The organism is Vibrio sp. 10N.286.48.C11, from assembly GCF_041469805.1.
Taxonomy (GTDB): Bacteria; Pseudomonadota; Gammaproteobacteria; order Enterobacterales; family Vibrionaceae; genus Vibrio; species Vibrio crassostreae_C.
Genome location: NZ_JBFRLK010000054.1, coordinates 18,786 through 38,755 on the forward strand (window position 1 = coordinate 18,786; position 19,970 = coordinate 38,755).

Sequence of the window (19,970 nt, forward strand, 5' to 3'; positions counted from 1 at the left end):
AGGAGTATATCTATTCCCGTAGCCTTATTGCTGCTTATAAGAGTTCGAAACAATGATATTTCATGACCTAATCTCGTCGGCATTAAACGAGCGAGAACCGTTTCACAATATCTGGTTTGCTGGAGATTTTCATACGCCTTCAGCATGCAGTTATCAGGTGAACTTTCCGCGCTTAGAGCTGGTGCTAGACGGAGAGTATATTAATGAGATGGAGAGTCATGATCGCAAGATCACCAATGTTGTTGCGAAAGCAGGGGATGCGATTTTCATCCCGCCTAACTGTTGGAACAAGCCGAACTGGGATACTGATTGTTCGGTACTGAGTATGTTGTTTGGGCGTCGTCAGCTTGGTTTAAGCTTGGTGAGCAAGCGCAAAGGGGAAGAGAGCTTCTACGATATCCAAAAGCATAGTATTCAGACTCGCTCTGGCTTTGCGATTGATAATATTTTGGAGGCGCTCAGCTCGTTAGCGCGCGAGAGCAACAAGCAGCCGATGGATGAATTATTGCTGCAAGCGTTGCTTCAATACAGCAAGACGATGCTGGATGCGCCTGTCGAGAAGTCTCACAGCCGCGTACAGGATGTGTATCAAGGGATCTGTATCTATATCCAAGAGAATTTCCACCGCCAGATCACGCGAGACAGCATCGCTTTGCGCTTTAGTATTTCATCCAACCATTTGTCGCGAATGTTTCGTCAACAAGGCCACATGACGCTGGCTGAACATATTACACGTGTGCGAATCGACCGCGCCAAGTTCATGCTCAAGAAATACAATTTCAAGCTCAATGAAGTGTCGGTACGTTGTGGCTTTAAGGATGTGAATTACTTCTGCCGAGTATTCAAAAACCGCACCGGAAGAACCCCGACTGAATATCGTGGTTCAATCTAATATCCCTTCAAATTGCCATTTTTGACCAGAGCTTATACGACCGAAATTTGTATGACTAGATCACCACAGTGAGCTCTGTGTTGTGGTGATCAATTTGCTTTGTGTTTTCCTCTGCTGTTTATTTCTATACCTTATTTCCAAACCTATCTTTAGGCACGTTCTCTATTTATCCCGTTTCACTAAATAAACCCAATTAATAACATTAAGGCTTCGCTTTGCGAGTTGCTTATTGTTTTTCGTTGCCTATTTATTGAATTAAACGTGTGAGAGTTGATGTATTAACGCGATGCATTTAATGGATGATAAGTAAATTAAAAACCACTTATCGAGACGATAAAATCTTGTTGTTGTTGTCCGGCTTACTGATTTAAATGCTTTTAAGTTATTGATTTTAAATGCTTACTTCGCTTCGGCTTATTCTTTGTTTACTAACGTGTAATTCATGTCTCGAAATCAAATATTCAGGTTTATACGCCCCATCACAACCTTGACTTATAATACTACAAATTAAAAATTCTATAGATAATATGATCTTCAGATATTCATCATAAAGAAGACTTATACATGGAACTCAATACTCTGATCGTAGGAATTTATTTCCTTTTCCTTATAGCAATAGGTTGGATGTTTAGAACGTTCACCAGTACAACCAGTGATTATTTCCGCGGGGGCGGTAACATGCTTTGGTGGATGGTTGGCGCGACTGCGTTTATGACACAGTTCAGTGCTTGGACCTTCACTGGCGCAGCGGGTAAAGCGTATGCCGATGGTATGGCTGTCGCGGTTATCTTCTTAGCGAACGCATTTGGTTACCTGATGAACTACCTGTACTTCGCTCCGAAATTCCGTCAACTGCGTGTGGTAACGCCAATTGACGCGATTCGTATGCGTTTTGGTAGCTTCAACGAACAAGTATTTACTTGGTCTGGCATGCCGAACAGTATTGTTTCTGCAGGTATCTGGCTGAACGGTTTGGCGATCATCGCATCGGGCATCTTTGGCTTCGACATGACGACAACCATCGTTCTGACTGGTCTTGTTGTACTTGTTATGTCGGTGACAGGCGGCTCTTGGGCGGTTATCGCGTCTGACTTCATGCAGATGGTTATTATCATGGCGGTAACCGTAACGTGTGCTGCAGTGGCTATCGTACAAGGTGGTGGCGTTACTGAAATCATCAACGATTTCCCTGTAGCAGAAGGCGCATCATTCGTTTCTGGTAACAATCTGAACTACGTAAGCATCTTCGGAATTTGGGCATTCTTCATCTTCTTCAAACAGTTCAGTATCACCAACAACATGTTGAACTCTTACCGTTACCTAGCGGCAAAAGACTCAAAGAACGCGAAGAAAGCGGCACTGTTGGCATGTATTCTGATGACCATAGGTCCAATCATTTGGTTCATGCCACCTTGGTTCGTTGCAGGACAAGGCGTTGACCTTGCAGCACATTACCCAGACGCAGGCTCTAAAGCAGGCGACTTCGCTTACCTTTACTTCGTAGAGCAATACATGCCAGCGGGTATGGTGGGGCTTCTAATCGCAGCGATGTTTGCGGCAACTATGTCTTCTATGGACTCAGGCTTAAACCGTAACTCTGGTATCTTTGTAATCAACTTCTATCAACCGATTCTTCGTCCAAACGCGACAGAGAAAGAGCTGATGATTGTGTCTAAGTTGATGTCTACCTTCTTCGGTCTAGCTATCATCCTTATCGCGCTGTTTATCAATTCGCTAAAAGGCTTGAGCTTGTTCGACACCATGATGTACGTGGGTGCACTTATTGGCTTCCCAATGACCATTCCAGCATTCTGTGGCTTCTTCCTTAAGAAGACTCCGGACTGGGCAGGTTGGGGTACGCTAGTGGTCGGTGCGATTGTGTCTTACATCGTTGGTTTCGTGATTACCGCTGAAATGCTACAAAACTTGTTCAACCTAGAGCCTCTAACAGGCCGCGAATGGTCTGACTTGAAAGTTGCAGTAGGTCTGATTGCGCACCTAGTGTTTACTGGCGGCTTCTTTGTTCTTTCGACATTGTTCTACAAACCACTAGAAGCGTCTCGTCAGAAAGATGTTGATACCTTCTTCAACAACCTTGCGACACCATTGGTTTCTGAATCAACAGCACAGAAGAAACTGGACAACAAACAACGTCACATGCTGGGCTCACTGATCGCAGTGTCTGGTGTGGCAGTGATGGCGATGTTTGCTCTACCGAACCCATTCTGGGGAAGAATGATGTTCGTACTGTGTGGCGGTATCGTATTCGTAGTTGGTTTGCTGTTGGTGAAAGCTGTAGACGACTCGGTTGAGGATGCGAAACAAGCGAAAAAAACAGCTTAAGTTAGCTAACCAGTTAAACAAGTAATTAAACATAAAACGGCTGAGCTCTAATGCTCAGCCGTTTTTTATTGTATGAGAAAATGAGCTTATAACGATTGGATAGGTGTCACAACAGGGGATTAATGGATGCTTTGAGTTTGACCAGAAGAGATGAATTAGATAAGACGTGAAGAGATATACATCAGAAGAGCTTGTAGGTCGACACTGCTTCGAGTCTTTTGCAGACGCTCATTGACCTGATCGTGAAGCAGGTTTCGAGTTAGGTTGGTCGCCGCGACAATGTGCTCACGCTGTGGCTTGGTTGGCAAAACAAGAGCAATGGCTACATGCACTTCGCCGATACGTGATGCCCAGTCAATCGGGTCGTCACTGACGATAACCGCAATCGAGAGATCTTGAGTCGATTCAAACATCACATGCGGCAGTGCAATACCCGGTGACACGCAGGTTGAAGAGCGTTCTTCTCGCTTAATAAATGCTAGAATCAGTTCATCTGGATCTTCTGGATAAACAAGGTGAGCGAGCCCTTTTAAGCACTCAAATTTGGTCAGTTGGGTTTGCGCCTTAGCGTGGTGCCATTTGATGTCACAAGGCGGGCATATTTGTGGCATTCGCTGGATTAAATCTTTAGAGAATTCATGGTTCACTTGTGAGCCAACCATGTCGTAATGCTCAGCAATTACATCTTTGAGAACGAAACAGGCCAGCTCCGCATCAATCCCAACCGCGGTTATCTGACACAAATCACCACGAAGTAAACCTACTTGCAGCATCGCAACGGATTTGGAGAGATCAGCGGTTCGATTTTGAGTGATGTTGATAATGCGGATGTTGCTTTTGAACTTCTTCGCTAAGCGAGTCAGCGGCTGCGCGACATGTGAGTTTGCGGCAGGATCGTCAACGAAGAAGGTGATCTGATATTCGTTCATGAAAGGTTTAGGTTCGACAATGCTTAATAAAGACTTTATCGACACTCAACAACACCTCTTCCATGGGAATGAATAAGGTTTTAGCTGGGTCGAAGCGGCTTGGCTGTTCAATGTCGATATCAGAGACGATCAACACCTTGTCTGCGAGGGTAATATCTTGGGCTGTCAGTAAGTTTTCAATACCCATAGCGCCTTGCGTCTCAACCTTGATTGAAACGTTGAACTTAGGGGCTGTTTTATTTAGAGCATCAGCTGCCATATAGGTGTGCGCAATGCCTGTAGGGCACGCAGTTACCGCTACAATTCTCATTATTATTCTCGGCTTAATCTCGTCCCTGTTACGTTACAAAAGCTACCTTTCAGAAGCTACCTTGGAAAAGCTATCTTGCATGGAAAATCCAGTATAGAAAGCTCGCATGGCGGAGGGACGATATTGTTATGGGTTCTGTGGATTTTATGGATTGGCGTTTTTTATTCCAAGGTGAAAGTCACACTCTGAGTTCTTGGTTACAATAATCCAGTTAATGCACCTTTCGTCCTATATATTGAGTGCCTTCACACCGTTAATCTTTTCATCTTATTAACCTTATCACTTACGTAATTACTTCAGTCTGAAATCAGGCGAGGCAGAGCAGCATATGGATATCACCAACATTATCGAGCCCGAGATCATCTGCTTAGATTTACAAGCAGACTCAAAATCGGCGGTATTTGAAGAGCTTGTTGAACTGCTCGACCGTGCCGGTAAGCTCTCCAATAAACGTGAATTCCTTGATGACATCTGGAAGCGTGAAGCTATCGGAAATACTGGCTTTGACGATGGTATCGCCATTCCACATGCGAAAAGTACTGCCGTTGCAAAGCCTGCCGTTGCTGTGGGTATCAGCCGCTCTGGTATCGATTATGGCGCAGACGGCGGCGAGCTGTCGGATGTGTTCTTTATGCTCGCTTCACCAGACAACAACGACGACCACCATATCGAGGTACTGGCTCAGATTTCGACCAGACTTATCGAAGATGGCTTTGTTACAAAATTAAAGGCGGTGGAGTCTGTCGAGGAAGCTCAAGAGCTGTTTCTTGAAGCCAATTCAGAATCGTTCGATAGCTACGCATCTAGCCATCATGAAGTGTATGTCGAACCACTAAGCCCTTGGGCACAATCTCTTAATCGCCTCAAAGAACACTTATTATACGGCACCTCACACATGATTCCTTTCGTGGTTGCAGGTGGTGTGCTTTTGTCTTTGTCGGTGATGATGTCGGGTCATGGTGCAGTACCTGAAAGCGGTGTGTTAGCAGATATCGCACAGATGGGCATCGCGGGGTTAACCCTGTTTACAGCGGTGCTCGGTGGTTACATCGCGTATTCAATGGCCGACAAACCGGGTTTAGCGCCCGGTATGATTGGTTCTTGGGTTGCGGTGAATCAATACAATACCGGCTTTCTCGGTGCAATTGTGGTCGGTTTCTTCGCTGGTTTTGTGGTGAATCTACTTAAGAAGATCAAACTGCCAGACAGCATGATCTCGCTGAGCTCTATCTTCATCTATCCATTAGTCGGCACCTTCGTGACCTGTGGTGCGGTGATGTGGGTGATTGGCTCTCCGATAGCTCAAGTAATGCTTGAGATGAACCAAATGCTCACGGGCATGGCAGGCTCCGGAAAAATGGTATTGGGCAGTATTTTAGGTGCAATGACGGCCTTTGATATGGGCGGCCCGATCAATAAAGTAGCAACGCTGTTTGCCCAAACTCAGGTGAATACTCAACCATGGTTGATGGGCGGTGTCGGGATAGCGATTTGTACGCCACCGCTAGGTATGGCATTGGCGACTTTCTTATCGCCAAAGAAATTCAAAAGAGACGAACGTGAAGCAGGTAAAGCGGCGGGTATCATGGGTATGATTGGCATCAGTGAAGGCGCGATTCCTTTTGCTGCCGCCGATCCTGCGCGCGTTCTGCCTGCGGTTGTTGCTGGTGGCATTGTCGGTAACGTGGTTGGCTTTATGTTCCATGTAGTGAACCATGCACCATGGGGTGGATGGATAGTGTTGCCAGTGGTTGATGGCAAGATTGGCTATATCGTTGGCACACTAGCGGGGGCTCTAACGACAGCCCTGATCGTGATTCTTCTGAAGAAGAACGTGGTCGAAGGTGAAGTGAATTCTAATCAGTTGACCTGTGGTTCGGTAACGGAAGAAGGGCAAGCAGATGTATTGGCGATCACTTCTTGTCCATCTGGTGTTGCCCACACTTTCTTAGCGGCGAAGTCTTTAGAAAAGGCGGCGCATCATCTTGGGGTTCGGATTAAAGTCGAAACCCAAGGTGCCAACGGAATAGGTAATCGCATTACCCAGAAAGACATTGAAAGGGCGAGGTTGGTGATCTTTGCTCACGATGTGGCGATTAAAGAAGTTGAACGCTTTGCGAACGTGAAAACCTTGGATGTCAGTACTAAGGAAGCAATGCTTAATGCTCAGGCGTTGATCATGAGAAAGGTGTAACTCTTTAAACCGCAAAGTTTATCATCTATAAAGTTAACTAGATCAAAACTAAAAAGACTCCGCTCAGACCTGTTAAGGCGAAAGTGGAGTCTTTTTGTATTGTGCCCAATCAGTCAGGTCAAACGCTAAAAAGGGTGGTACTTAAATACGTCTTCAACCATAGAGTTGAGTAAATCGATATCGTCACAGGTTTTGGCGTAGGTACGCAGGCCTGCGATTTGAACCTGAACATGACGAGCAAGCTGAGTCGGTTCACGCTCTTTGCTTATCTCACCCAATTCTTGTGATTCTGCGATCAGCTTAGCGAACTCACCTTCCATGATTTTGAGTGATTTCTTTGCTTCTTCTAATAATTCGGCGTGTTCATCAGTCAGTTCTGCTACCGTTTTTGCCAGCATACACATGCCATTTGGCGAACTTTGTTTTGATTCGACCACAGCACGTTTGACGAAGCTTTCGAGCGCTTTGATTGGAGAGTCTGTTTCACTGCGGAAGCGGTTCAGATTCAGGATGCCAAGTTCGGTATAGCGAGCAAGCGTCTCTTTAAACAAACCTTCTTTGCTGCCGAACGTCGCGTAGATGCTGCCCGGACGCATATCAATCACGTCTTGCAGGTTGCGCATAGAAGTCGCATGAAAGCCCTTTTCCCAATACAGGTTCGTTGCTTTATCTACTACGTCTTGTCTATCGAACTTAGCGGTCTTAGCCATAACATCTACTTCATTAATCTGAACATATGTTCAATATTTTATGCTGAACGCCCGTTCTAGTAAAGGTGTGTTTAGCTGCTTTGCGCAGGCTTAGAACATCAAAGAGTTAATCAAACATCCAGATCATCAGGAAATAATCTTAATCATCAATAACTTCTACGGTCTTGTGCTGAGCGCCGTAGTAGGTGCCTTCATCGATGGTGTACATCAATGTTGCTTCGCACTCTGGACAATCGAATTCCTCATTGGGTTCAATAGCCGCTTCTTCTACCCATTCCCATCCAATGTGTTCTTCGCAAGTGGGACAGTCCATAAAAACCTCTAATTATGCTTCTATTTTAGTTGAATTCGTAACTTTTTGAGCCCGGCATTATACATAGTTGGCGCTGAATATATCGCGACAACTGAGCAGAAAAAGCGTGCGTACGTACCTCTTTAGGGTTAATAAAAACTGCCATTTTTCAGTCGCTTACGTCAATAAAATGTTGTTGCACGTTTTTTGTGTTTTCTAAAGTTGCATAGCTAACAGTTTTATAAATAAGTCAATGAATTCTGTAAGGTTAAATGCTAGCGTTATCGATTGTCGTCCGATATGGCACGGTAATTGATTAAACTAAATATTATTATGATCTCGGTAAAGGTACACCGTTTTAGAAGTGTGTCTAATTACACGATAGATAAAGATTCGTCAGCTGCTAGGAAATAAAAATGAAATTAACCGATATGTCTTTTAAGCAAAAAATCATCGCTTTGCTTATTTTACCGATCTTAGGGTTTCTCTGGCTCAGTGTTTCTGCGATATTCAAAGGCGTAGAAACAAAGACTGAAATGTCCTCATTGAATCAACTGACACGCCTTTCGGTTGTGTACAGTGAGTTAGTACATGAGTTACAAAAAGAGCGAGGCATGACAGCTGGCTTTATTGGCTCTCAAGGAACCAAGTTTGTCAGTGAATTAGCCGCGCAGAGAACCAACGCCGACAACCGACGTAATGAAAGAAACGATTATTGGCAGTCTGCCAATATCAACCTGCCACAGATCAACCGTTTGAATACAGAGATCAGCCAAAGCCTAAATCAAATCACTTCTATTCGTAATCGGGTCGATTCTCAATCGATTCCGCTGTCTGAGGCTTTGGGTTATTACACCCAACTTAATGCAAAGCTGCTGAGCGTATCGGCGTTAATTGCTGAGCTTAGCTCTGATGCTGCCATCACCACTGAAACCATCGCTTACTACAACTTTTTACAAGGTAAAGAGCGAGCGGGTATCGAGCGTGCTGTCCTAAATAATACCTTCTCTAAAAATGAATTTGGCCCAGGCATGTTGGTTAAATTCATCTCTTTGGTGACTGAGCAAAATACCTATTTCTCAAACTTTGAGGTATTGAGTAACCCAGCTAACGTTCGTTTCTTTGAACAGCAATTGAATGATCGTTCGGTGGCAGAAGTAGAAAAGCTTCGTGGTTTGGCTGAATCTAAGATGAGCGGTTTTGATGTTGATCCTGTGTACTGGTTCTCGCAATCTACCGCTCGTATTGTTCAGCTAAAGAAAACAGAAAACCACCTAGCAGAGTCGCTTATCGCACTGACAGAGAAAAAAATGTCAGAGGCGCAGTCTGCGATGATGATGAGTATTGGTCTGTTTGCTTTGATAACCTTGTTCGCGACCTTCGTGAGCTATAAGGCGATCAGCGACCTGACGATGAGAGTAAAAGATCTTACAGTGATGTTGTCTAAGGTTCGTAATGACAACGACTTAACAGTTCGCGCTAAGTTCGTTGGCAACAGCGAGCTTGGACAGATCTCTTCGGCACTCAACGAAACGCTAGAGAAGTTTTCAAACGTTATCGACAACCTGTCTCAGTCGAGTCTGACCTTAGCTTCAGCCGCTGAAGAAACCTCACAAACCTGTCACTACAATTCGAACACGCTAGTGCAACAACAAGACCAAATTGGCTTGGTTGCGACGGCGACAGAAGAGTTATCAGCAACGGTAAATGAGGTGGCGGCTAAAACTCAGCAGACAGCAAGTTCCGCTAAACTGGTCGATGAGCAGTCTCAAGAAGGTTTGAGTACGGTTCAAAACTCTTACCACTCTATCGAAAAACTGGCATCTGAAATTAATGATCTAGCGGAAAAGATCACGCACTTACACGAGAGCAGTAATAACATCAACAGTGTGATTGATGTGATTAAGTCCGTCGCTGAACAGACTAACTTGTTAGCATTGAACGCGGCAATTGAAGCGGCAAGAGCGGGTGAGCAAGGTCGTGGATTTGCGGTAGTGGCTGATGAAGTTCGCACGTTAGCACAGCGTACTCAGCAGTCGACAGCTGAAATTGAAGGTTTCATCAGCTCGTTACAGTCTGATGTGCAAACCGCGTTTAATGTGATTGATAACAGTCAGAAGATGTCGTCTAAAGCGGTTGAGGATTCAAAAGAGGTGGAACACACCTTACAAGGTATCTCAGCATCGGTGAGCGAGATCTTTAGCATGACTGAGCAGATCGCAACCGCTACCGAAGAGCAAGCGGTAGTGACTCAAGATATTGCTCAAAACGTCATGGCAGTAGAGCAGAAGTCGACAGAATCTACGACAGGTGCAACGCAAATAGCTGCAACAGCCAAAGAACAAGCTCAGTTAGCAGCTTCATTGAAAGATATTGCGAGTACGTTTAAGAGCTAACTAGCAAGCACTCCAATAAGAAGTAAAATGCCCGTTAGTCTCTACTTTTAATAGCAGGACTAACGGGCTATTTGTATCTGCTGTCTTCTAAATGGCAACAGATAGTCCATTCAATGGGGATCTACCCCATAAACCAAGACACGAAAATCAACGCACCAAAACCAAATGTCGCCATTAATGCCGTGTCACCACCGGCTGCTGTGTAGCTGCCTTCGGTTTGTAGGTGAGGGAAGTCAGGTCTGCGAACCTTAACTACCATTGCGAGTGGGCCCCAGATAGCGAGGAACACCAGCACCATACCTGCATAGTCCAGCATGCTTACAAACTGGCTAGCGAACAGCTCAGCTAATACTAAAGGTAAGATGAAGGTTAGCGCATAAGCCAACGCTTTGTTGTTGGTCACCGCATCTTTGTTTTGGTCGTAAAGCGCCATCGACACGCCGAGGAAAGAAGTCACCAAGGCTAGAGCAGAGAACAGAGCGATCACCACTTTCAACCAAGCAGATTGGCCGCTGAACGCAGAGATCAACTCAGAGATATTGTGGAACTGGCTGATCGCGTCTGTGCCGAGGTTGCCGATAATCGCGAATAACCAAGTCAGGTAGCAAATTAATGGAATCACTGAGCCTAGCAGAATCATATTGCGGATCTGCTTTTGAGTTGCTTCACGGTTGTAGATAACCAGTGACGGGATCACCACCATAGAGGCAAAGCTAGTAAAGATAACTGCGCTGTATTGCACCACGTCGTTGGCCGTGTATTGGCTGGTTTGAGTTAGGTAATCAAGGCGAATGTTGCTAAATAATGACGCGATAACGATAAACAGCATCACGACCATCAAGATGAATAGCCCGCGATTCAGTTTGTCGATATAAGACTTGCCCGAGACGACGATAGCACCCATCAATAGGCTGAAAATGGTATACGCAACGGATGCTGATACATCGACACCAACGTCGAGCAGTAGCTTATGAATGATGTCACCGACACCCAAGATATAAGCGATCAACATGCATACTAGCAACAGGTAAAAGAGTGCATTGATAAAGTGTTTACCTTTGCTGCCCAGAGTGAGGTAAGCAACACTGCTCATGCCACTGTTGTCTTTAGTTTTAGTGCATGCTTCTGCCAGGAGGAGTGCAGAGTATGTGGTGCCGATAAAGATAAGTAGCATCAGCACTGAGCTGATCATGAAGCCAAATTGGGCCAACACCATGGGAATAGCGAGCATGCCAGCCCCTAATGCAGTTCCTGACAGAATCAAAGAACTGCCGAATAATTTCATATTCAAGAAAAACAACCTCAAGCGATCCAATTAAATTTTGTTTGGATTGTAAATAATTGTTTCCAAGACTAACAAAATACTCAGTAAAGTTAGGGGTTAATTTCTAATAAATTTTGAATTTTTCTAAAAAATTTAAGCAGGAATTTCTGGTGTATATGTGTGGTTGATTTAAGTATTCACTCGGTGAGTTTATTTATCGTTTAGTTAACGTTCGTCCATTATTGAATGATTTAGAAATTGGCAAAATTCAGTTAAAAAGAAGTATGTTTATGAGCTAATTGTTTTCAATTCATCAAGTTTAATACTTCTCCTTTCCTGAATCCCGTTCAGGCAATGTCGATGACTAACCGTTCTATGGGTAAAAGACACGCTCAGATCGCTTTATCAATTTGAAGGTAAATAGGTAAAGAACGAGAAAAGTGTCGAAAATTCTGTTGACCTGACTACAACTTCATAGTTTATCTTTACTACTGAAATGAGGGAGAAGTGGATGTATCGCATATCTGAATTAGCGGAGCTCGTTGGCCTGAGCCGTTCAACGCTTTTGTACTATGGAAAGTTGGGTTTGATAGAAGCTCAACGCACCAATAATGGTTATCGAAGTTATTCCGAACGCGACTTGCAGCGTGTGAAATTGTTGCAGCAGTTACAAGCGGGTGGACTGACGTTGAAAGAGTGTCAGGCGTGTTTGGATGCCAAGGTTGACCGCTCCTTGTTACAAAACCGACTCGAACAATTGGACGAAGAGATCGCTCAGAAACAGCGTTCGAGAGATCTTTTATCGGCCTTGTTAGGCGAGAGTGGTTTGCAAGATTGGCATGAATCGATGGACAAGGTGGCGCCTGATGCGCATCTCGATTGGCTCATTAAGCAAGGCTTTGATGAGAAGCAAGCACTGCGACTGAAATGGCTTTCAAAAGACATGAACGATCATGACCAGTACATGGCGGATTTTGAGGTGATCTTTGAGGGTTTACAGCGTTTAGGGCCAGGAACAGCGGAAGATACTTTAGCGGCGTTGGTACACGTTTCGGTTTCTCCTAAACGTGTGCTTGAGATCGGTTGTGGTAAAGGTATTGCCACCTCTGTGTTAGCGAAAGCCTTAGTAGAACATCAAGTGGATGTGCAAATAACGGCGGTAGATAATGATCAACCGAGTTTAGATGTTCTGACTCAGCAAGCACAGGTTCTTGGCTTAGAAAGCAACGTCAAAACCGTATGCGCGAGCATGATGGATCTGCCGTTTGAAGCTAAGTCGTTTGACCTAATTTGGTCGGAAGGCAGCGCTTACATCATGGGTGTTGAAAAGGCGCTAAAGCAGTGGCGAAATTTACTCAGTGATGACGGCATATTGGTCGTTAATGATTTGGTGTGGAATACCGAACAACCTAACGAATCGAGCAAAGCGTTCTGGCAAAAAGAGTATCCAGACATGACGACGGTATCCGAGCGAATTAAACAGGCACAAGCTGCGGGTTATGAAGTCTTGGAGCACTTTGCACTGAGCGATGCTGGTTGGCTTGCGTATTACCAGCCCTTTCAAAAGCGAATAGAAGCGCTTAAAGCAACGATGCCGAACTCAAAAGCGCTCGTCGATTGCGACAATGAAGTTAAACAATTTTTCGATAGCAGCACATCAAAGAACGGTTTGGGTCAAGAGCCTTCGAAAGGTTCTGAACAACGTGATTTTGATTATCAGTTCTTTGTGCTCAAGAAATTAAAGTAAATGAGTAACACCATGAAATTTAGGCAATATAATTCAAATGAAATCGAAACGATCACTCAAGTTTTCACTCAAACCTTTACGGATTCAGAAGGTGAGAACGAAGGTAAAACTTTGGGTGAGCTTGCCAACGATCTTTTAACGACCACAGCTCCGACAGAGCTACTTTGCTTTGTCGCTGAAGACGATTCTAGTGAGTCGGATGCGGATAGCACGATTGTGGGTGCGATTATCTTTACGCCGCTTTCATTTGATGATGAAACCAAGGCATATTTGCTTTCGCCAGTGGCGGTGAGCACTCAGATGCAAAAGCGTGGTATTGGTCAGCGCCTGATTAACTTCGGTTTGCAGTTTCTAAAAGAGCAGGGTATTGAGCTTGCAGTGACGTACGGTGATCCTGACTACTATTCAAAAGTGGGCTTTGGGCAAATTACCGTTGAGCAGGTCCCAGCGCCCTTTGAATTGAGTTTCCCTCACGGTTGGTTGGCTCAATCGTTGACTGGTGGTGAAATCAAAGTAACAAGTGGCAAGTCGAGTTGTGTTAAAGGCTTGGCTCACGCAGAATATTGGTAGCCGCTTGCAAAAAATTGAGAAAAAGAGAAAGCCCATCAGGTGTTGCCTGTTGGGCTTTCTCGTTATGAACAAAAGATATCCGTCAGGCTTCAATGTACAGTCTGAACGAGTGTTCAAAATAACACTTGAACGATCGTTCTTGTTTGATCTATATTGTTTTCACACCAACGGAGAACATTCATTAATTGCTCCGTGATTGAATAACTTTAGAACCGAAAATTGATAGGGATAGAGCAATGAGCAACTTCAAAATTCACTCAGTAGAATCCGCGCCAGAGCAAAGCCAACCTATTCTTGAGGGCGCTAAAAAGCAGATGGGCAGAGTGCCGGGCTTGTTTGGTGTGTTAGCTGAATCTCCAAACACACTTAAGGCTTACACTCAGCTTCATCAGGCGTTTAGTGACTCATCTTTCGATGCTGAAGAGCTAACGGTTGTTTGGCAAACCATCAACGTTGAACACGAATGCCACTACTGCGTTCCTGCACACACTGGCATTGCACATTCAATGAAGGTCGATCCTGCAATCACCGAAGCACTGCGTAATCGCACAGATTTACCCACTGAAAAGCTGCAAGCCCTGCATGATTTTACGCTGAGCATGGTACGTAACCGCGGCAATGTGCCTGAAAGTGAAATGGCAGCATTTTTCGAAGCGGGCTACGGTCAGCAACAAGTGCTAGAAGTGATTCTTGGCCTGTCTCAGAAAGTGATCAGTAATTACGTAAACCACGTTGCTAAAACGCCAGTCGACAAAGTTTTTGAACAGTTCGCTTGGCAAGGGTAATCGCTTTTAATTAACCATCGTATTTAAGCAACTCAAGATATGATAATGATGAAAGCCCCACTCAGTTGGAGGGGCTTTGTTGTTTGGCCTGAATGGAGAATTAGAAAGGTAATCTAACGTACGTGCCTAGCGATTATCTTCGCTAGTGTTACAACCCCTTCTTTCCACTCTTTGCTCTCTTCAATATTGGCGACCGTGAAGCGCAAACAGTGTTTGTATTGGTCGTGTGTGCCAAAGACAGTACCAGGTAAAATACCTAATTTATGTTTTAAGCAATCTTGATAGACGGAATAACTGTCGACCGATTCCGGTAGTGTTATCCAGTTTAAAAATGAGCCTTCAGGTTTTGATAGGTGGTAACGCCCGACAAGGTGAGGGTAGCTATCTAATGCATGGATTAATAGGCTTTGGAACTGCTTTTGATTGGTTTGATAGAGTCGTTTCATTTTAGAAAGATGACTGCGGTATTTGCCTGTAGTGAGAAACTGACCTACTGCGGATTGCATCAGGTTTGAGCTCCCCATGTTGTCACAAAGGAGATATTTTTCGACTTGAGCTTGGTAACGCCCCGAGAGCAACCAACCTATACGTAGGCGTGAGTCTAAGGTTTTAGAGAGCGAATTCACGTAGATAACTCGATCTTGGTCATCAAGCTCTTTTAGGCTGGCAATAGGTGCATCAAACGCCAGGCTACCGAACACATCATCCTCGATAATCGGCAAAGTTCCGGTTATCTCCAACAACGTTTTTCGATTAGATAATGGCATCCGTGAGCCCGTTGGATTGGTAAAGTTTGGTGTTAGCACTAGCGTTTTTACATCCCATTTATCCAGTGCACTTTGTAGAGAAGGGATGTCGATTCCGTGGCTAACACTGCTTGGTATTTCAAGGGCTTTTAAACCTAGCGACTCGAGCAACAACAAATTGCCGAAGTAACACGGTGACTCTACCGCCACGATGTCGCCCGGTTTGGTGAGCGCGCGTAAAGCCAAACTGATCGCCTGTTGTGCGCCATGCGTAATCGCAATCTCTTTCGATCCCGCAGGTACGCCTAGATCGTGGGTGATCTTTAACAATTGTTTTACTAATTGCTCGTCACCAGGAGGCAATTGGTAGTAACCGGGTAACTGAGTTTGCAATCGGCTGTGGCGACCGATCTCAGCGTACAAGCTTCGTATTGCGGGGTTATTGATGTTGGGATGGGCAGAGCCAGCTAGAAGCTTTAAACGACCTTTGGGACGAGAGAGAACTGATTTAGTGACAGATAAGAGGTCAACTTTTTGAGGTTGGCTTGGTGCATCCCAGCTGGTGGTATTGGGCGCTTTCACACGATAGCCTGATTTAGGTACTGAATAAACCCAGCCTGTCGCTTCCAGTTCTTGGTAGGCGCGAATCACGGTATTTTTACTCACACCAAGCTGCTCGCTTAATTGACGAATTGAGGGAAGGCGATCGTCTGGTTGAAAGAGTCCTTTATCGATCTGAGCCTTAATATGTTGTTCGGTAGCAAGGTATTTATTGCCGCTGAGTTCTGCTTCCACGTTTTTCTCCCTCGTTGCTCACTCTCAATCTGTAACCATTTAAAGTGTTATATCTGTATCTTTATTAGTTATCTGTACCCAACTAAGGTAACAGCATTGATGAAGAGTTGACCAGAGGTTTGTAATGCTGATTAAAATGATTCCGTTTGTGTTTGTAATATTGTGGTCGTCAGGCTTTGTCGGTGCACGTCTTGGTGTGGAATACGCGGAACCCGCAACATTACTTTCACTGAGGATGGTAGCCAACGTGGTGCTGTTCTTGGTTTTGATTGCAATCCTTAAGCGTCGTATCCCTCTTGGTCGCGCATTCTTCCATGCTTGTGTGGTCGGCATCTTGATTCATGGTTTCTACCTTGGTGGCACCTATCTGGCGATTGATATGGGTATGCCTGCCGGGTTGAGTTCTCTACTTGTTGGCTTACAACCGATTCTTACCGCATTGATTATGATCAGCTGTAGTTCGCAGCGTTTTAATTTCGCACAATGGCTAGGATTAGCCCTCGGTTTTGCGGGTATTAGTTTGGTGTTGATGGGCAATATTGAATGGCAATCTGATGACCAAAAGGGCATGGCGACGTTGTTGTGTTTGGTTTCGCTGGTGGGTATCACGGTCGGTACATTGTACCAAAAGCGTTTCTGCAACGGGACAGACATGGTCGGTGGTGCGATGGTGCAATATCTTGCTGCGGCTTCGCTATTTTTACCTTTCGCCTTGCGTTACGAAACCATGCATGTGAATTGGACTATTGAATTTACACTAACGTTAGCTTGGTTAGTGATTGTCTTATCTTGCATTGCTATTCTGTTGTTGTTGTACATGGTGGAGCATGGGGCTTCTTCGAGTGTAGCATCGGTGTTTTATTTAGTACCACCAACGACGGCAATTCAAGCTTGGCTTATTTTTGGAGAGTCGTTCGACATGTATGGCGCGATGGGCTTTGCTTTGTCTGCTGCGGCGGTTTATTTGGTGGTGAAAAAGCCTGAGTTAATTAAGGCTCGTAGGCGAACAGTGTTAGAGCGGTAGTTTATATACCAAACTCATCCTACTAAAAATCGATGACTAGAAACAAAAAAGAGCCTGAATATTCAGGCTCTTTCTATATAAAATATTGGCTAGCGACTTTTGATTAGCGTTTCATCAAGCAAGCGTAAGCCGTTGTAAACGGTGCTTCTTGGTATTGCTTAAGGCCAGTTTCTTTGAACTTCATCATAAGAGGGTTGCGCTTAAGGCTCTCCTTGATGTCAGCAGGTGATACAACGGTTACGTCTAGGCCGTCGATCAACTGAATTGCTGCTTCTAGTTTGAAGCCGAAGCCACCGCCAGCAAATTTGCCTTTAGTCTGACGTTGGCGAATTACAACTTTTTCTACTTGGTAATCTTCCATTAACTTTGCAAAAGAGAATTGAAAGTCTTTCATATTCTGTGTGTCGTTTGCGTCGCTAATCGCAACCTTAGAAACTCGGCAATCAGGAATGTTAAATACGCCGTCTGACAGAGAAAGAAGACAGATGACTGCATCGTTACCTTTGATTTCAACACCACAAATTTTCATGTTCTTACCTACTTATTTTAGAGCCCTACATTATGGTGTTATTTCTAACACTTCTCCAGTATTTGCGCGTATCAGCAGCAAATAAGTCTAAATCAGAGAGTATTTTAGTCGCCGAAAGTTAACCTTTGATTGAAAAAACACCACACGAATTTACGGTATCGTTTGCTATGAGATGAAGCTCACAAAAGCTTAGCGGGATTTCATATGTGTGCTGTATATTGCGCGCGCATCCCTATTTGAAGTGTGGTTATTAATCCCAATGAATATCAATAATCTTTCGATTAAGAGTAAAATCGCGATCCCGCTGTTGGTGATTGTGATTGTTTTTTCTACCGTTACTGTGCTCAACGTTATCAGATCAAATGCTCAAGCTGCGATTAATAACGAGCTCAATAATGTGGTTCAGCCAGTGCTAGATAACCTAGAAGATGGCTACCGAGATATCTACCAAATTATCGCTTCGGCACAAGGTCTGTTGCTTGCTAAAGACCAAGCGGCGATCGAGTACCAAAAGTTTGAATTTAAAGACAACGCTTACAAAGCGGTTCCTCGTTTTCAAAGTGTCGAAACCTTGTATCAAGCGGGCGTGTTGGATCCATCTTCACGTGGCGAGTTAGCAAAGCTTGTTAACGCGATGAGCAAGTGGGTGGCACTGCACGAGCCAATGTTCGCTGATCCAGCAAACGCAGACCAATACAATATTGATTACTCGCCAGCGCTTGACGCAGAGTTTGCGATCATTCGTACTCAACTGCGCGATATCCGAACTCTGATCGAACTGAAGCAGAAAGAGCTTCGCCAGCAAGCCGATGACTCTATTGAATCGAGTAAGTTGATCATTGAAGTGGGTATGGCGGTTGCTGTTTTCGCTGCACTTTTCGCGATGTGGTTATCGAATCGCTTTATCGTTCAGCCAATCCAGAACGTAGAGAAAGCGATGAATGAGATCGCATCGGGTGACGGTAACTTGTCTCAACGTATGAAGGTCGAAGGTAATGACGAGATCGCTCGTTTGAGTTCTGCGTTCAACCAGTTTGTTGGCAAGATCCATGTCACCGTGGAGCAAGTTATTCTCACATCGAACGCAGTACGTGGCGAGATGGAAAACATCAAATCACTCACGCAAAGTGTTGCTGAATTCTCGTCGAATCAACAGCGAGAAAGTGAAGTGGTCGCGGCTGCAGTTCATGAAATGCAAGCAACCAGTGAAGTGGTGAGTGGTAACGCATTAGATGCGGCAACCGCAAGTAACGTTGCAAACCATGAAGTGGAATCGGCTGATACTACGCTTGGCTTAACTGTTACTTCGATTGAACGCCTTGCACAAGATATCGAGAACGCGGGTGGTGTGGTTCAAGAACTGGACACAGATGTGAAGAACATCGCCTCAATCCTTGGCGTGATCAAAGGTATTGCAGAACAAACCAACCTGCTTGCATTGAATGCGGCAATTGAAGCGGCACGAGCGGGTGAACAAGGTCGTGGCTTTGCAGTTGTGGCTGATGAAGTTCGTGCGCTTGCGAGCAAAACTCAAGACAGTACAGGCGAAATCCAATCAATGATTGAACGCTTAGAAGTGGGGGCTAAACATGCGGTTGGCGTGATGACTGAAAGCAAAGTGAGTGGCGAGAAAACCATTGTTCAAGCAGGAACTGCAGCGTCTTCATTGAGTGAGATTCGAAACTCAATTGGCAAGATGAATGACATGAACACACAAATTGCTACGGCGGCTTCGCAACAGTCTCAAGTGTCTGAAGAAGTGAATAAGAATGTTCAACGCATCGCTGAAAGCACCATGAAAATGGTTGAGATGGCAAGCAGCGCAGAAAATGCATGTATGGCATTGGCTGAACAGTGTGAAGCGCTAGATAGCCTTGTGTCTCAGTTTGAAGTGTAATTTTCAAAATTAGACAGACGCATATGAGCCGATAATGGTTGCTCGTTTGAATTCCATTAATCAGCGCTGAACGAAAAAAAGCCCGTACTCTATGAGTGCGGACTTTCTTTTTGACTAGGTGATCAGTTTTTAGACCTGATCAATCACTCAGTGTTAGCTGCTAAGACCGTCTTTGTATGTGTAACGGTAGTCCACTTTTACGTTCGCTTGGTAGTGGATGTCGCCGTTCATGTTAGTGATCTTTTTCACTTCCATATTTGCATCATCAATCTTGAACGAATCGTATTTGGTTGTCTGTTGGAACTGTGGCAGTTCTCTTGAAAGCTCAAAAGGTGTTTTTGCGCGTAACTCATCCATAAGGTTGGTGCCTGCATCGTATGCTTCGACTTCACTAGCATATGTGTCAGATTTTAGCGTTGTTTCTTGAATTGTTGTTTTAGTTGCTGCAAACGCAGTGGTGCTGAGTACAAGAGTTGATGCAAGTATGATTAACTTCTTCAAAGGGATACCTTACTTTGTTGTACCAGTGTTTTAGAGATTCTCACCC

The 19,970-nt window shown here is 44.6% G+C and carries 17 protein-coding genes; 9 read left to right on the forward strand and 8 right to left on the reverse strand.

Features of this window, described 5'->3' with window-relative positions:
* The first annotated feature begins 52 nt into the window (after positions 1 to 52).
* Together AB4209_RS14830 and AB4209_RS14835 are read left to right on the forward strand one after the other, a co-directional pair.
* Entirely contained in the window at positions 53 to 892 is an 840-nt protein-coding gene (locus AB4209_RS14830; protein WP_372056335.1) for a helix-turn-helix transcriptional regulator, read from the forward strand.
* 564 nt (positions 893 to 1,456) lie between these two features.
* Positions 1,457 to 3,235, forward strand: coding sequence for a sodium:solute symporter family transporter (locus AB4209_RS14835; RefSeq protein WP_029236500.1), 1,779 nt, complete (start codon positions 1,457 to 1,459; stop codon positions 3,233 to 3,235).
* 155 nt (positions 3,236 to 3,390) lie between these two features.
* On the opposite strand, the gene AB4209_RS14840 is transcribed toward AB4209_RS14835, so the two are convergent.
* Complete coding sequence (locus tag AB4209_RS14840) at positions 3,391 to 4,164, reverse strand: PTS sugar transporter subunit IIA (RefSeq protein WP_017092229.1); 774 nt, start codon at positions 4,162 to 4,164, stop codon at positions 3,391 to 3,393.
* A 7-nt stretch (positions 4,165 to 4,171) separates the two neighbouring features.
* Complete coding sequence (locus tag AB4209_RS14845) at positions 4,172 to 4,474, reverse strand: PTS fructose transporter subunit IIB (protein WP_017069788.1); 303 nt, start codon at positions 4,472 to 4,474, stop codon at positions 4,172 to 4,174.
* 328 nt (positions 4,475 to 4,802) lie between these two features.
* Here AB4209_RS14845 and AB4209_RS14850 point away from each other — a divergent pair, with 328 nt between their 5' ends.
* Positions 4,803 to 6,668, forward strand: a complete 1,866-nt coding sequence (locus AB4209_RS14850) for a fructose-specific PTS transporter subunit EIIC (protein WP_372056337.1) — start codon at positions 4,803 to 4,805, stop codon at positions 6,666 to 6,668.
* Between the two features lie 125 nt (positions 6,669 to 6,793).
* Here the strand turns inward: AB4209_RS14850 and AB4209_RS14855 are convergent, their stop codons facing one another.
* Together AB4209_RS14855 and AB4209_RS14860 are read right to left on the reverse strand one after the other, a co-directional pair.
* Entirely contained in the window at positions 6,794 to 7,378 is a 585-nt protein-coding gene (locus AB4209_RS14855; RefSeq protein WP_017064940.1) for a TetR/AcrR family transcriptional regulator, read from the reverse strand.
* Positions 7,379 to 7,517: 139 nt separating this feature from the next.
* Complete coding sequence (locus AB4209_RS14860) at positions 7,518 to 7,691, reverse strand: hypothetical protein (RefSeq protein ID WP_372056339.1); 174 nt, start codon at positions 7,689 to 7,691, stop codon at positions 7,518 to 7,520.
* 395 nt (positions 7,692 to 8,086) lie between these two features.
* Between AB4209_RS14860 and AB4209_RS14865 the strand changes: the two genes are divergently transcribed.
* Complete coding sequence (locus AB4209_RS14865; RefSeq protein WP_372056341.1) at positions 8,087 to 10,066, forward strand: methyl-accepting chemotaxis protein; 1,980 nt, start codon at positions 8,087 to 8,089, stop codon at positions 10,064 to 10,066.
* A 121-nt stretch (positions 10,067 to 10,187) separates the two neighbouring features.
* Here the strand turns inward: AB4209_RS14865 and AB4209_RS14870 are convergent, their stop codons facing one another.
* Positions 10,188 to 11,351 (reverse strand): amino acid permease, encoded by a 1,164-nt coding sequence (locus AB4209_RS14870; RefSeq protein ID WP_017061663.1) that lies wholly within the window; start codon positions 11,349 to 11,351, stop codon positions 10,188 to 10,190.
* Between the two features lie 490 nt (positions 11,352 to 11,841).
* Between AB4209_RS14870 and AB4209_RS14875 the strand changes: the two genes are divergently transcribed.
* From AB4209_RS14875 to AB4209_RS14885, 3 genes are all read left to right on the forward strand, one after another.
* Positions 11,842 to 13,077, forward strand: a complete 1,236-nt coding sequence (locus AB4209_RS14875) for a MerR family transcriptional regulator (RefSeq protein WP_372056343.1) — start codon at positions 11,842 to 11,844, stop codon at positions 13,075 to 13,077.
* Entirely contained in the window at positions 13,078 to 13,647 is a 570-nt protein-coding gene (locus AB4209_RS14880; RefSeq protein WP_372056345.1) for a GNAT family N-acetyltransferase, read from the forward strand. It abuts the gene before it with no gap.
* A 236-nt stretch (positions 13,648 to 13,883) separates the two neighbouring features.
* The gene (locus AB4209_RS14885; protein WP_017069794.1) at positions 13,884 to 14,432 is read left to right on the forward strand and encodes a carboxymuconolactone decarboxylase family protein; all 549 of its coding nucleotides are present in this window, start codon (positions 13,884 to 13,886) and stop codon (positions 14,430 to 14,432) included.
* A 113-nt stretch (positions 14,433 to 14,545) separates the two neighbouring features.
* Here the strand turns inward: AB4209_RS14885 and AB4209_RS14890 are convergent, their stop codons facing one another.
* Complete coding sequence (locus AB4209_RS14890; protein WP_372056347.1) at positions 14,546 to 15,973, reverse strand: PLP-dependent aminotransferase family protein; 1,428 nt, start codon at positions 15,971 to 15,973, stop codon at positions 14,546 to 14,548.
* A gap of 124 nt (positions 15,974 to 16,097) precedes the next feature.
* Here AB4209_RS14890 and AB4209_RS14895 point away from each other — a divergent pair, with 124 nt between their 5' ends.
* The gene (locus AB4209_RS14895; RefSeq protein ID WP_372056349.1) at positions 16,098 to 16,997 is read left to right on the forward strand and encodes a DMT family transporter; all 900 of its coding nucleotides are present in this window, start codon (positions 16,098 to 16,100) and stop codon (positions 16,995 to 16,997) included.
* A 103-nt stretch (positions 16,998 to 17,100) separates the two neighbouring features.
* Here AB4209_RS14895 and AB4209_RS14900 read toward each other — a convergent pair whose 3' ends face one another.
* Positions 17,101 to 17,526, reverse strand: coding sequence for a DUF3010 family protein (locus AB4209_RS14900; RefSeq protein WP_017071370.1), 426 nt, complete (start codon positions 17,524 to 17,526; stop codon positions 17,101 to 17,103).
* Positions 17,527 to 17,785: 259 nt separating this feature from the next.
* Between AB4209_RS14900 and AB4209_RS14905 the strand changes: the two genes are divergently transcribed.
* Positions 17,786 to 19,423 carry a methyl-accepting chemotaxis protein gene (locus AB4209_RS14905; protein WP_372056351.1) on the forward strand — a complete coding sequence of 546 codons (1,638 nt, stop codon included), beginning with the start codon at positions 17,786 to 17,788 and terminating at the stop codon, positions 19,421 to 19,423.
* Between the two features lie 153 nt (positions 19,424 to 19,576).
* On the opposite strand, the gene AB4209_RS14910 is transcribed toward AB4209_RS14905, so the two are convergent.
* The gene (locus AB4209_RS14910) at positions 19,577 to 19,924 is read right to left on the reverse strand and encodes a DUF3316 domain-containing protein (RefSeq protein ID WP_017064934.1); all 348 of its coding nucleotides are present in this window, start codon (positions 19,922 to 19,924) and stop codon (positions 19,577 to 19,579) included.
* Positions 19,925 to 19,970: the final 46 nt, after the last annotated feature.

Coding starts and splice junctions, on each gene's coding strand:
- AB4209_RS14830 (WP_372056335.1), top strand. CDS start 53: ATGATATTTCATGACCTAATCTCGTCGGCATTAAACGAGCGAGAACCG.
- AB4209_RS14835 (WP_029236500.1), top strand. CDS start 1,457: ATGGAACTCAATACTCTGATCGTAGGAATTTATTTCCTTTTCCTTATA.
- AB4209_RS14840 (WP_017092229.1), bottom strand. CDS start 4,164: ATGAACGAATATCAGATCACCTTCTTCGTTGACGATCCTGCCGCAAAC.
- AB4209_RS14845 (WP_017069788.1), bottom strand. CDS start 4,474: ATGAGAATTGTAGCGGTAACTGCGTGCCCTACAGGCATTGCGCACACC.
- AB4209_RS14850 (WP_372056337.1), top strand. CDS start 4,803: ATGGATATCACCAACATTATCGAGCCCGAGATCATCTGCTTAGATTTA.
- AB4209_RS14855 (WP_017064940.1), bottom strand. CDS start 7,378: ATGGCTAAGACCGCTAAGTTCGATAGACAAGACGTAGTAGATAAAGCA.
- AB4209_RS14860 (WP_372056339.1), bottom strand. CDS start 7,691: ATGGACTGTCCCACTTGCGAAGAACACATTGGATGGGAATGGGTAGAA.
- AB4209_RS14865 (WP_372056341.1), top strand. CDS start 8,087: ATGAAATTAACCGATATGTCTTTTAAGCAAAAAATCATCGCTTTGCTT.
- AB4209_RS14870 (WP_017061663.1), bottom strand. CDS start 11,351: ATGAAATTATTCGGCAGTTCTTTGATTCTGTCAGGAACTGCATTAGGG.
- AB4209_RS14875 (WP_372056343.1), top strand. CDS start 11,842: ATGTATCGCATATCTGAATTAGCGGAGCTCGTTGGCCTGAGCCGTTCA.
- AB4209_RS14880 (WP_372056345.1), top strand. CDS start 13,078: ATGAGTAACACCATGAAATTTAGGCAATATAATTCAAATGAAATCGAA.
- AB4209_RS14885 (WP_017069794.1), top strand. CDS start 13,884: ATGAGCAACTTCAAAATTCACTCAGTAGAATCCGCGCCAGAGCAAAGC.
- AB4209_RS14895 (WP_372056349.1), top strand. CDS start 16,098: ATGCTGATTAAAATGATTCCGTTTGTGTTTGTAATATTGTGGTCGTCA.
- AB4209_RS14900 (WP_017071370.1), bottom strand. CDS start 17,526: ATGAAAATTTGTGGTGTTGAAATCAAAGGTAACGATGCAGTCATCTGT.
- AB4209_RS14905 (WP_372056351.1), top strand. CDS start 17,786: ATGAATATCAATAATCTTTCGATTAAGAGTAAAATCGCGATCCCGCTG.